Source organism: Puia sp., from assembly GCF_036500295.1.
GTDB lineage: Bacteria > Bacteroidota > Bacteroidia > Chitinophagales > Chitinophagaceae > Puia.
Genome location: NZ_DASYCH010000051.1, coordinates 1 through 12743 on the forward strand (window position 1 = coordinate 1; position 12743 = coordinate 12743).

Consider the following 12743-nt stretch of genomic DNA (forward strand, 5'->3'; position numbering starts at 1 on the left):
TGCCCCTGATTTTTCGTTCGTCGGGCGGATTTGCCCTTCGTCGGGCGGAACCGAATGTTTGACGAATAAATTCTGAAAACCTCGCGCCGTTTCTCATCTTTGTATCAGCAACGAACGAAATCCAGGTCCTGCAAAACCAAATGTCCAAATCCGAAGCAAGCAACGTCCAAAACCCTTGAAAACTAAATAAAATTAAATCCAGGAAAAACCCCCAAATCCAACCCCAAAAAAACCGTAAAAGTCCCAAACCCTAAAAAAGCCACATCCAATCCTGGAAAAAATCCGAACTGATTGAGCCCTACAAGATTTTTACCGCCCTGCGCAAGCAGGGCGGTTTTTTTTGTCGTAACCCTCCTGGAAAAAATCCTAAAGCCCCCGCACATCGATATAAAAATCCTCCCTGTCCACCGCAAAATCCTTCGGCCCCATTCCCTTTATCTCCATCGTCTGCGGCGTCGTGGTCGGATAGATAAAGGCAAACCCGCCTTTTGAAAGCGTAACTTTCACCGGCATCCGAAAACCGGGAACATCCGCTTCCCATTTATAGCTCACCCGAAGCCCATCGCCTTCCTGCTGAACACTAAGCACCAGCACCGGGATATGCGGATAACGCAGGTATTCATCGAAAAACCAGCTATAATCCTTCCCCGTAGCCGTGTTGAAATAGGCCTCGATCTCTTTCGAACTCACCGGCGTCTGCCGGAATCGCTGCTGGATCCCGCGGAAGATGCTAAACCAGAGGCTATCGTCACCGATGACGCTGCGGAGCGTTTCCAGCATCAACGCCCCCTTCAGATACATATCGCCCATGTGGAAATGGTTGACATTATAAACCCCGATGATCGGTTCCTTATTTTCAGGGTGATCCCGCGTCAGGTCTTTCAGCGCCGCCGCCCGGCCCCGGAGCGATTCCTCGTTCAGGTATTCGGCATAGGTGGCAAACGCCTCATGGATCCACATATCCGCGTAGTCGCTGCAGCCGACGCTGTTGCCCCACCACTCATGCGCACTCTCATGCCAGAGCGTCCGCCGGACATCACCGTCGTATTTATCGCCGTTGAAGGGCGACCGCATCGAGCCGATGCTGACCGCACCCTGGTGGTCCATCGGGTAAATGGATTCCAACGCGGTAAACCCGTCCCGCGGACAAGGGTAAGGCCCGAAAAGCTTTTCGTAAAGGGCGATCATCCGCTTTGCATCGGCAAAAAGCTTCCGGGCGCTGTCCAAATTGTAGGACATACAGTAGAATTTGAGGGCAAGCGTATCACCGCCCTCACGGACATAGCTATCCGAAAAATGCGTATAGTCCCCGATGTTCATGACCACATTATAGGTAACGATCGGATAGTCCACATACCAGTCGAAGCGCGTCTGGCCATCCGAAAGCTCGGTCCTGCCCAGAAGCCGGCCATTGGAGATATCCATCAGTCCATGCGGAACGGTTATACTGATGCTCATGCTGTCCGGCCGGTCGGATAGATGATCCTTACAAGGCCAGTATACGCTCGCGCCGATGCCCTGCGTAACAGATTCGATCCAGATACGCTTATCGCGGTTGGTCAACCAGAAGATCCCACCCTTCAGCGCATCGATATCCGGTTGCAACGGGATGCCGGAATAGTAGATCCGCAGCTGATCGACACTGCCTTCCGGCAATTCAGCGGGCAGGTCGATGTACACCGCATTGCCTTCGCGGGTAAAGTGCAACGGTCTCCCGTGATAGTCGATCGTGTCCACCGCCAGGTTCTCATAAAGATCGACCTGCATCCGCCGAAAAGAATGCACAGTCCGCCACCGGATGAGATTGCTTCCCCGGATGGATCTGGTCTCCGGTAACACGGTGATCGAAAGCCCGTAGAAAAGGACGTCGTAACAAGTTCGCAAAGGTGTCAGCATCCCCTGCACGGTATCGGCATGCGTAAATCCATTGGTCCGGTTCGAGACATGCGGCAACACGGAAGAGATCTTGGTCAGCAGGTACGGATAGGAACCCCGCGCAACCATACTCACGGCCTTACCTGCAACGGTCTTGAACTCCAGCTGATATTTGTTGCCCTCCCGCACAAACTCATATCGCCCCCGGCCAAGCGGCGTCAGCGGCGTCTCGGCCGAATTGCCCGTCTGCCCGATCAGCCGGCCATCCTTCGCCCGGATATGAAACACATGATACGGATTGATTGCCATCCGGTAGGTCCCGGCAAGGGGTCCATCCCCCCCATCCACCCGCTCCCACGTATAAAGCGGCTCCTTCTGGAAAACGCGGCACCCGTCGATCCTGCCAGAGTCGTTTTTCAGAAATTCCATCGTCGCGGCCGGCCGGACACCTTTCATCGCATAGCGGCCGCCTGATTGGGGCGCCAGCACGGTCCTACCCTGCCCCAGGATCTGCACCAACAACTGGTCTCCGTTGCGGGATATTCGTAATTCCAGCGCCGGGTCGAACTTCGCCCGGTAAACCCCGATGCGCTCATCGGAAGTGGGTGCCGCAGAAGGATGTGATCCGCCCGCCGCAGCCGCAGCATTTTGTGCGCTCCCATTATGCGCCGGCAAGAGAAACAACAAAAGAAAAGACAGAGGAAGGATCCGGTAAAAATGGCAAAAATCTCGCATGGTCTTGTTTTTTACAAAACAAGCCGAACGGCGACGCCGCACCTATTCAAATCCGGATTTGATCAGGCTTTATCGGGTTTGATCACGCTTTATCGTGTTCGATCCCGCTTTATCGTGTTTGATCAGGCTTTCTCCTGGCCGGACGGCATCCTGTCAAGCGGAAACCCATTCTTTTGCCAGTATTCCTTTGGCGTAACCCCGGTAAGGGCCTTAAAAGCCCGCTGAAAGGTGGGAAGGGAATTGAAGCCGCATTCATACGCCAGCCCGGCAATGGTCAGCTCCCTGCTGGCAGGCTCCAGCAGCCGGTGCTTAAAAGCGGCCACCCGGTATTCATTGACAAACTCGCTGAAGGTCTTTTCCAGATGCTGGTTCAGCACCGCCGATAGGGTTTTTGGCGTCAGCCCGCAGTGCCGCGCCAGCAACGTTAGGTTCAGGGCCGGATCGAGCCAGAGCGTATCCTGCTCCATAGCCTTCTTCAGGGCCCGCACCGCGGGTTCCGTCACCTCCGGCGCCGGCGGTGTCCTCGGCCCCGCGGCTTTTGCCTGCACCTTCCGGCCACTGATAAAAAATCCTTTCACCCCCAGCCAATAGATTAGAAAGACAATGGGCAGGTACAGCGGATACCAGTCGAAGCGCGCGAGAAGCTTGTCGCTATAGCGCGGGATCTCATAAGGCACCAGAAAGATCAGCCACAACACGGCAAAGGCCGTAAAACCCCGCACCAGCGCCCGGGGCCACGCCAACTCCTCCCGCGACGCCGCCCGCGATGTCCTGGCTGAAGCCTGTCTCTCCCCCGGTGCCACCCCCGAAACCTGTTTCTCCCCCGAAGCCTTTTTCTCGCCCAACGCCAATTTGCGCGCACGCGCCAAAAACCGAACCGCCAGCCAGAGGTAGACCGACAGGGAAATCCAGCGGGGGATATCCGCATACTGTTGATAATAGTCGAGAAAGCTCCCAAACCCATAGTTGTGGTGGGCATCAAGGAGCCCGAAGATCAGCAGAAGAAGGTAGACGAAGGCCGCCGCATGAGGAAACAGATCAAGCCCCACGGAATAGAAATGCGGCCGGTATTTACGGCTTAACCGGAACTCCGGCTCCCCAATGCACCGAACATAAAAATAAAGCAACGGGCCTATCGGCATCACGATGACCATCGGGATAAGAGCACTCAGCAGGTTGCCCACCGGCGTATCCATCAGGGCCGGCGTCTCGAAGAGATAGATGTTCAGACAGGCCATCGCCAGCAAAAGGATCAGAATCGCCAGAAGCCGGTTTTGTCTTGCACTCCCAGGATCACGCCGCGCAGCGGAGAGCAGCAGGGCCACAACGATAAAACCCTGGATGGCGCCCAGCAGGATGATGCTTCTGAGAATACCGACCATTAATACCGTTTTAATGCCCAATTTACCGAAACATCCTCCTAATATAAAAGAGTTTATTTATTTTAAAGGATTAAACTGTGTACATGCGACGAAAGTCCAAAACTATTTGCTTCCTGCTGCTTTTTTATGCCCTATGGGGTCCGGAACTAAAGGCCCAGACCGCGAACAAAGATAGCCCGATCCTGGATTCCGCCTCCGCTTTCGCCCTCCGCCAGTATCATGCCTATGTCGCTCCCGAAACGGATCTGTTCAGAGGCATTGTCTACGTCGATTATGCCTATCAGATAGCGACCGGAGATCCTTATTTCGTCGATTCCACCATCGCGGGCTCGCTCCTGTACAACGGTGTGCTTTACGAACATATCCCCCTGATCTATGATGTCGTACAGGATATCGTCGTGATCCACGACCCTTACGACGTTTGGAAAATAGGCCTCAACCGCCAGCATCTCGACAGCTTTACCATCGAAGACCATTCCTTCATCCGCCTCGGCGACAGTCTCAATCCCACCGCGCCGCGCAACGGCTTTTATGAGCAGCTCTACCGGGGCCGGGTCCGCCTGCTCAAAAGAACGTCCAAAACGATCCAGCAGCAAGCCTCCTTCCTCACGAATGGATTTGAAAAATATACCCTGACGTCCATTTCCTACTACCTGCAGAAGGGATCGGCCTATTACGCCGTAAACAATAAACGCTCACTGCTTTACGCCCTAAAGGACAAAAGCAAACAGGCAAAGAAATTTATCCGCAGCAACCATCTGGGAATACGAAAGGATAAGGAAAACACTCTCATAAAAGTCATAACCTGGTACGATGGCCTTACTCAATAATAAAGGATTTCTTCTCGCCTGTTTGTTACTCGCCGGTATCGCCGTCCGCGCTCAGGACCCTGGGAGCAAGCCCGTCACCGTCCATCTCACCCACGCCTCCTTTGCCGATCTTCTGAATGACCTGGAAAAACAGACCAGCTATCGCTTCTACTACGATACAACGGATCTCGACAGCACGAAGATCGACATCAACGTCAACAACGCCCCATTGGACAAAGTGTTGGAACAGGCATTTGCAGGAACGGAGATCAGCTATTCGATCGACAGCCATCAGCATGTCTTTGTCACAAAGGGCGCGGCGATCCGGACCGATCTGCCGCCCGGCTATTTCGACAAACCCGGCCAAAAAGGGTCTCTCGCCGCCGGGGACAGCGTCAGAGACTACCTGGAAGACGTCGGTAAGCAACAGGTCGCTACACTGGAGAACAAGCTATACCTCATCGGCGACAAGGGCAACTCCAACGCGAACCGCGTCGCCAACCTTGCCGGCTATGCGCGGGACGCCAAATCAGGCGAGCCCATCGTCGGAGCCTCCATCTATGTAGAGAATCCGCGGATCGGGGTCACCTCCGACCAATATGGCTATTTTTCCATCTCCCTGCCAAAAGGCAGACACGTCCTCAATATCCAAAGCATCGGGATGCGGGATACGCGAAGGCTGATCATGGTCTATGGCGACGGCAAACTGAATATCGACCTCCAGACACAGATCGTCACGCTCAAAAAGGTGATCGTCTCCGCAGAGAAGGCCAGCAACGTCAAGCGGACCGAGATGGGTGTGCAAAAGCTGGACATCAAAACGATCAAACAGGTGCCCGTTGTCTTTGGCGAGGCCGATGTCCTCCGGGTGCTGACGACCCTGCCCGGAGTGAAAACGGTCGGCGAAGCAAGCACAGGTCTCAACGTTCGCGGCGGGTCGACCGACCAGAACCTGATCCTGTTCAACGACGCCACCATCTATAATACCGCTCACTTTTTCGGCATGTTCTCGGCCTTTAACCCGGAAGTGGTCAAGGATGTGGAACTGTATAAAAGCAGCATCCCCGCCCGTTTTGGCGGCCGCCTCTCCTCCGTGGTGGACATCACCACGCGGGAAGGAAACAAAAAGAACTTCGAAGGCTCGGCGGGCATCGGCCTGCTGACCAGCCGGCTCAACATCGAAGGGCCGATCGTCAAAGACAAAACCTCCTTTATCCTCGGCGGCAGGAGCACCTATGCCAACTGGCTGCTGGCCCGTCTGCCCGATCAATACAAGAACAGCCGCGCCTCCTTCTATGATATAAACCTGAACATCAGTCACCAGATAAATAAAAAGAACGATCTCTACCTCACCGGCTATCTCAGCCAGGATCACTTCAACCTCAACAACGACACCACCTACGGATACGGCAACCGGAACATTTCCCTGAAGTGGAAGCATATCTACAATAACAAACTCTACAGTCTGATCTCCACCGGGTACGACCGCTACCAGTATTCTATTTCGAGCCGGGATAACCCCGTCAATGCCTATAAGCTCGGCTTCGATATCAACCAGCTCTATTTCAAGACGCATTTCAACTATTTCCTCAGCAGCAGCCATACCCTCGAGTTCGGGGTGAGCACGCTCAAGTATGCGCTGCACCCCGGCGAATACACGCCAAACGGCAAGGCATCCCTCGTCCAGGGCGACACCCTGCAAAAGGAACAGGCCCTCGAAAGCGGCGCCTACCTGAGCGATCGCTATACGATCAATTCTTCCATCTCGCTGGAAGCCGGTGTCCGGTATTCGCTCTACAACTACCTCGGTCCGGCTACCGTCAACCACTATGCGCCGGGTCAGCCCATCACGACGGACAACCAGACCGGCACGACCCAGTATCCGTCAGGCAAGTTCATAAAGACCTATGGCGGCCCCGAGTTTCGCGTGTCTTCGCGCTTCGTGCTGACCGATAATTTCTCGATAAAAGCCGGCTACAACACCCAACGTCAGTATATCCACATGCTGTCGAACACCAGCGCCATGGCGCCGACCGATATCTGGAAGCTCAGCGATCCCAATATCCGGCCGCAATTCGGCGACCAGGTGTCCATGGGTCTCTACCGGAATTTCAAGAACAATACGATCGAGACCTCGCTCGAGGTCTATTACAAACGGATAAAGGATTATCTCGATTACAAGAGCGGCGCGGTGCTGGTGATGAACCACCATATCGAGACCGATGTCCTGGAAACAAAAGGTAAGGCCTACGGTGTCGAACTGCTGATCAAGAAGCTGACCGGAAAGCTCAACGGCTGGTTCAGCTATACCTATTCCCGCATCCTGCTCCGCCAGGACGACCCCACCCTGGGCGAATTGGTGAATGGCGGCCACTTCTATCCCGCCAACTACGACAAACCGCATGACTTCACGCTGGTCAGCAATTACCGGCTCACGCACCGGGTAAGCTGGTCGTTCAACGCGACTTATAGCACGGGAAGGCCCATCACCCTGCCGATCGGCGTCTTCTCGTATGCGGGCTCCCTGCGGACACTGTATGCGGACCGGAACGCCTATCGCATCCCCGACTATTTCCGCGCCGATCTGTCGCTGAACGTGCTGGGGAATCACCGCATCTATCAAAAGACCCATAATTCATGGACCTTTGGCGTGTATAATCTCACGGGCAGAAAGAACCCCTATTCGGTGTACTATGTGTCGGAGAACGGCGCCGTCAATGGATACAAACTTTCCATTTTTGGCAGCGCGATACCCTATATCAACTATAATATCGCCTTTTAAGAACACATGAATGCCGCTATAACAAAAACGATGAAACAAAAGAGAACAACACCGATGAATTCCAGGATAAGAATACTGACCTCCCTGTTCGTGCTGCTATTACTGCTGGGTCAGTGTAAACAGAAATATGACAGCCCATACAGCCCGCCGGTGACCGGCTACCTGGTGGTGGAAGGGTTTATCGCCGGTAATGCGCCCACCCGGTTCACGCTGAGCAGGGTCATCCATCTGCCCGGCGATTCCACGATCCCGGTCGTAAGAGGCGCAAAGGTCCAGGTGGAAGGCACCGACAATTCGGTGTATCCGCTTGCCGAGAGCAGCCCGGGCGTCTACATGGCTAATACCCTTCCCCTGAACGCGACCGTTCGGTACCGCCTGCGTATTGCCTCCGACGGCGATACCTATCTGTCCGATACCGTCGCCTATAAGATCACCCCACCGATAGACAGCCTCACCTGGACCCAGGCTCCGGAAGGAGTGTATATCTACGCCAACACCCACGATCCGGCAAACGCCACCCACTACTATCAATGGCAATTCCAGGAGACCTGGCAGTATACCGCGGCGGAATTCTCCAACTATGCGTTTCGGGAAAAGGGGGGCAGCAACAAACAGGATACGGTAACCATCCGGGACGACTCCGAATACATCTACAACTGCTGGCGGAGCGACGCATCCACACCTTTGCTGCTGGGCAGCAGCGCAAAGCTGGCCCAGGATGTGATCTACCGTCAGAAGCTGCAGTTCATTCCCAGGGCGACCTCCCAGATCAGCGTGCTCTATAGCATGATCGCTCAGCAGTATGCGCTGACGAAGGAGGCCTACGATTTCCTGAGCCTGATGAGATCTAACACCGAGTCGCTGGGCTCCATCTTCGACGCACAGCCTTCCCAATTGCAAGGGAATATTCATAGCCTTACCCACCCCGATGAACAGATCATCGGGTTTGTTTCGGCAGGCACCGTCCAGCAGCAGCGGATCTTCATCAGCCGGACCGACGTGCCGAACTGGGGATATATTTTTGTCTGTGCGGACCCCGATACGCTGGTCTTCCCCAGCAAGATCGACAATTTTTTTTCGGGCGGCGCATACGTCCCGATCGACCGGCAATACGGCGCGTTCGGCTTTCTCGGCTGGAGCGCCAATGGCAACTACTGCGTCGACTGCCGGCTGCAGGGCGGAACGACAAAAAAACCTTCTTTCTGGCCCAATTAAGTATAAAGGCTCAATAAGACACCGATGAATCAAAAGCTAACGATATTTCTTCTTTTCACGCTGTCGCTGACCACGCCGGCGGCCTTTTCCCAGCAATCTGTCCCTGCGACCCTGAAGGAAGACCTCGACCAATACCGGATGAAGCGGCTGCAGGAGAAGCTGTTCGTCCACACCGATAAGGAGGTCTATCTCGCCGGCGAGATCTGCTGGTTCAAGGTCTACGTCGTGGAAGCCGGCACGCATCATCCGCTGGATATGAGCAAGGTCGCCTATCTCGAATGGCTGGACAAGGACAACAAACCGGTCCTCCAGGCGAAGACGGGACTGGACAGCGGTTCGGGCGGCGGCTCCCTCTATCTTCCGCTGACGGTCCGCACCGGGAACTACAAGCTCCGCGCGTACACCTCCTGGATGAAGAACTATGGCGCCGATTGGTTTTTTGAAAAAACGGTAACGATCATCAATTCCCGCAAAAGCGCCGAAACTCCCGTCACTCCGCCGACACTCCAGTATAGCGCATCGTTCTACCCCGAAGGCGGCAACCTCGTGGAGAACCTGGCCGGCAGGATGGCATTCCGCGTGACCGATCAATATGGCCGCGGCATCGAATGCACCGGGGTCATCACCGAGGACGAACAGGATACCCTCGTGCAGGCCAACCCCCATCGTTTCGGGATCGGCAGTTTCAACTATACACCCCGGACAGGACACCATTACCGCGCTATCTTCCGTCTCGAAGATGGCACGGCGATCAATGCCTTACTTCCTACGGCCGCAAAAGAAGGAACGGTAATGACCGTCTCGCCCGAAGGAAAAGATAATTGGCGCGTGAATATCCAATCTACCACCGGCGGCGGCGCCGTCTACCTGCTGGCGCATACCCGCCAGTCCGTACGACAGGCCATGACCGCCACCCTGCAGGGTGGAAAGGCCAGCTTCCTGCTCAGCCGGGACAGCCTGGGCGAAGGCGTTTCGCATCTGACCGTGTTCGATGCCGCCCGGCAGCCGGTTTGCGAAAGACTGGTCTTCCGTCAGCCTTCCCGGCGGTTACAGATCGACGTGCAGGCCGATAAAAGCAGCTATGCCATCCGCGAGAAGATCAACCTCCAGGTGGCTACGCAGGATCAAGGGGGCCAGCCCCTGGCCTCGGACTGCTCCCTTTCGGTGTATCTCGTGGATTCGCTGCAGCCGGTGACGACGGAACATATCCTGCCCTACCTGCTGCTGGCGTCCGATCTGCACGGAAAGGTCGAATCGCCCGATTATTATTTCAGCCACCCCGAAGACGAAGAGGCCATGGACAACCTGATGCTGACCCATGGCTGGCGAAAGTTCCGGTGGGAGGATGTCTTACGGCATAAGGCGCCCTCCTTCGACTATCCCCTCGAATACAACGGATCTATCGTTTCGGGAAGGCTCGTCGATGTCCATACCGGTGCGCCGGCGCCCAGGATGCTCCTCGCCTATCTCTCCATTCCGGGCACCCGGACCCAGTTCACCGCGGCCCGCAGCAACGAGGACGGGGATTTGCGATTCGAAATGAAAGATCTTTATGGCAACCAGGAGCTCATCGCCCAGACCAGCCCGCTCGACAGCCAGTATAAGGTGGATATCAGCAATCCCTTTTCCGAGGAATACAGCACGGCGACCTTTGCACCCTTCATCGTTCCGCAGACCTATACCTCCCTGCTCACCGACAGGAATATCTCGTCCCAGGTCCTCAACCGGTATGCCGGGCTGCGGCTAAAACAATTCAGGGTCCCCATCGCCGATACGGGAGCCTTCTTCTACCGGCCCGACTATACCTATCTGCTGGACGACTTTGTTCGCTTCACCACCATGGAAGAAGTAATGCGGGAATATGTCACCCTGATGTATGTCAGAAAACGGGAGGGCCATTTCCACCTGCCGCTTTTCAACCTCTCCTACGCGGCGCAATCCTTTGAAAATGATCCCCTGATCCTGCTCGACGGCGTTCCGATCTTCGATATCGACAAGCTGATGGCACTCGATCCGCTAAAGATCCGCAAGCTGGAGACCCTGCAACACCTTTTCTTCCTGGGTGGGGCCAATTTCGAAGGCATCATGAACTGGACCAGCTATAAAGGCGACCTCGCCGGCTATATCCTCGATCCCCGCGCCGTCGTCGTCGACTACGCCGGGCTCGAACTGGAGCGGGAATTCGATTCTCCCTCCTATGCGACGCCCGAAGAAGCCGCAAGCCACCTGCCCGACTTCCGCAATGTCCTCCTCTGGTCCCCCTCGGTGACCACGGACGGCAAAAGCCGGAAACCCCTCAGCTTCTATTCCTCCGATATCCCCGGAAAATATATCGTAGTAGTGGAAGGACTGGCCGCCGACGGCACGCCCGGCACCGGAATAGCAGGTTTTGCCGTAAAATAGGAGCATCCGGGGCCCGGAAAGCCCCGAAACCAGCGAAAAGCCGCCCCCTGAAAAAAACTTCCCTCCGGGCTGTAACCCTTTTGCCCTTTCGCAGTAATCCATATAGAAACCTAAAAGTTATCCCGGGTGCCTGAACTATCTGATGAAAAAATAATGCTGCTGGTAAAAGACGGCCACTTGTCCGAGCTGACGGCGCTATTCGACCGGTACCAGGTGCCCTTATATAACTTTTTCCTTCGGCTGACGACAGATAAAGCAACCAGTGAAGACCTGACGCAGAACCTGTTCCTCCGGGTCATCCGCTACCGCCAGAGCTATGACCCCTCACACGGCAGCTTTCGGAGCTGGGTCTACCGGATGGCTCGCAACGTTCATTATGACTTCTGCAAACAGGAGCAAAAGATGCCGGGCCGGCTGACGGACCCCAACGACGCGGAAGATCGGCTGGCAGACGGCTCGACAGGATACACGGAGGATCAGTTTCAGCGGCTGGACGAGGCGCTGGGCCGGCTCTCCCCCGAACAAAAGGAGATCCTGGTGCTCAGCCGCTACCAGGGCCTCAAATACGAGGAGATCTCGCGGATCAAGGATATCTCGGTGGCAGCCATAAAAGTGCAGGTGTACCGGGCCCTCAAACAGCTCAGGACCCTATATTTTAATAAAAATTAAGCAGTGAACATGAATTGTAAGGAAGTACAGGCAGCAATGATCGATCATCTGGACCAGGCACTCCCTGCCGCCATCGAAGCGCAGATAAAAGAACACCTGGACACCTGTGCCGATTGCCGCCGGGAAGCGGAAGAACTGCGGGAACTGCTGACGACCATCAAGAATAACGAGCAGGAAATGCCCTCGCCTACCCTCCGCGAAAATTTCAACACCATGCTCCAGTCCGAACTGAACATGGCGGCGATGGCCAACCTCCTGCAAAACCCGGCAAACGAAGAAAAGCCGCGCGGAAAGCTGATCTCTCTTTTCTCTTCGGCCGCAGGCCGGGCCGCCGCCGCTGTGATCCTGGTCGCCGGCGGGGTCGCCCTCGGGATGGCCATCAAATCCGGGCCGGAGTCCGGCCCGACCAAAGAGATCGCAACGCTGAGATCCGAAGTGCAGGATATCACCAAAAAGATGAAAGAGCAGGAGTTGCTGAACTTAATTGATGATGAATCCGCGAGCGAACGGATAAAAGCCGTCAGCTATGCCGAAGAGATGAACAGTCCCGACCAGAAGGTGATCGACGCCCTCTTCAACTCGCTCAACAACGATAAGAACGTCAACGTCCGGCTGGCCGCCCTCTATTCCCTGGCCCGTTTCGCGGACCTGCATATCGTCCGGGACTCGCTGGTATCCTCCCTCGGCCTCCAGAGCGAACCGATCATCCAGGTGGTGCTGATCAACCTCCTGGCCGAAAAGCGGGAGAGAAAGGCGATCGCACCGATCAAAGAGATCATGACCAACAAAAAGACCCTCAAAGAAGTAAAAGACGCCGCACAAAAAAGCCTCAGGGTTCTCTAAGCGGCAACCCTGATCATAATCAGTAAAAAT

Annotated in this window: 8 protein-coding genes; 6 read left to right on the top strand and 2 right to left on the bottom strand. The window is 55.3% G+C overall.

Annotated elements, in window-relative coordinates:
- Window positions 1–366 precede the first annotated feature (366 nt).
- Both VGM48_RS10550 and VGM48_RS10555 read right to left on the bottom strand, forming a co-directional pair.
- Complete coding sequence (locus VGM48_RS10550; protein ID WP_331578799.1) at window positions 367–2610, bottom strand: M1 family metallopeptidase; 2244 nt, start codon at window positions 2608–2610, stop codon at window positions 367–369.
- A gap of 122 nt (window positions 2611–2732) precedes the next feature.
- Window positions 2733–3992: a helix-turn-helix domain-containing protein gene (locus tag VGM48_RS10555; protein ID WP_331578801.1), complete on the bottom strand. Its 1260-nt coding sequence runs from the start codon at window positions 3990–3992 to the stop codon at window positions 2733–2735.
- Between the two features lie 83 nt (window positions 3993–4075).
- Here VGM48_RS10555 and VGM48_RS10560 point away from each other — a divergent pair, with 83 nt between their 5' ends.
- The 6 genes from VGM48_RS10560 to VGM48_RS10585 all read left to right on the top strand — a co-directional run bounded on the left by VGM48_RS10560 (window position 4076) and on the right by VGM48_RS10585 (window position 12713).
- Complete coding sequence (locus VGM48_RS10560; protein WP_331578803.1) at window positions 4076–4822, top strand: hypothetical protein; 747 nt, start codon at window positions 4076–4078, stop codon at window positions 4820–4822.
- Complete coding sequence (locus tag VGM48_RS10565) at window positions 4806–7583, top strand: TonB-dependent receptor (protein WP_331578805.1); 2778 nt, start codon at window positions 4806–4808, stop codon at window positions 7581–7583. Before VGM48_RS10560 ends, VGM48_RS10565 begins: the two co-directional genes overlap by 17 nt.
- Before the next feature lie 30 nt (window positions 7584–7613).
- The gene (locus VGM48_RS10570) at window positions 7614–8798 is read left to right on the top strand and encodes a DUF4249 domain-containing protein (RefSeq protein ID WP_331578807.1); all 1185 of its coding nucleotides are present in this window, start codon (window positions 7614–7616) and stop codon (window positions 8796–8798) included.
- A 24-nt stretch (window positions 8799–8822) separates the two neighbouring features.
- A complete protein-coding gene (locus VGM48_RS10575; protein WP_331578809.1) occupies window positions 8823–11201 on the top strand; it encodes a hypothetical protein in 2379 nt (792 codons plus the stop codon).
- 153 nt (window positions 11202–11354) lie between these two features.
- Complete coding sequence (locus VGM48_RS10580; protein ID WP_331578811.1) at window positions 11355–11870, top strand: RNA polymerase sigma factor; 516 nt, start codon at window positions 11355–11357, stop codon at window positions 11868–11870.
- A 9-nt stretch (window positions 11871–11879) separates the two neighbouring features.
- The gene (locus VGM48_RS10585; protein ID WP_331578813.1) at window positions 11880–12713 is read left to right on the top strand and encodes a zf-HC2 domain-containing protein; all 834 of its coding nucleotides are present in this window, start codon (window positions 11880–11882) and stop codon (window positions 12711–12713) included.
- Window positions 12714–12743 lie beyond the last annotated feature (30 nt).

What these genes read in the sequence shown, in the direction of transcription:
- VGM48_RS10550 (WP_331578799.1), bottom strand. Translation starts at nt 2,610, where the DNA reads ATGCGAGATTTTTGCCATTTTTACCGGATCCTTCCTCTGTCTTTTCTT.
- VGM48_RS10555 (WP_331578801.1), bottom strand. Translation starts at nt 3,992, where the DNA reads ATGGTCGGTATTCTCAGAAGCATCATCCTGCTGGGCGCCATCCAGGGT.
- VGM48_RS10560 (WP_331578803.1), top strand. Translation starts at nt 4,076, where the DNA reads ATGCGACGAAAGTCCAAAACTATTTGCTTCCTGCTGCTTTTTTATGCC.
- VGM48_RS10565 (WP_331578805.1), top strand. Translation starts at nt 4,806, where the DNA reads ATGGCCTTACTCAATAATAAAGGATTTCTTCTCGCCTGTTTGTTACTC.
- VGM48_RS10570 (WP_331578807.1), top strand. Translation starts at nt 7,614, where the DNA reads ATGAAACAAAAGAGAACAACACCGATGAATTCCAGGATAAGAATACTG.
- VGM48_RS10575 (WP_331578809.1), top strand. Translation starts at nt 8,823, where the DNA reads ATGAATCAAAAGCTAACGATATTTCTTCTTTTCACGCTGTCGCTGACC.
- VGM48_RS10580 (WP_331578811.1), top strand. Translation starts at nt 11,355, where the DNA reads ATGCTGCTGGTAAAAGACGGCCACTTGTCCGAGCTGACGGCGCTATTC.
- VGM48_RS10585 (WP_331578813.1), top strand. Translation starts at nt 11,880, where the DNA reads ATGAATTGTAAGGAAGTACAGGCAGCAATGATCGATCATCTGGACCAG.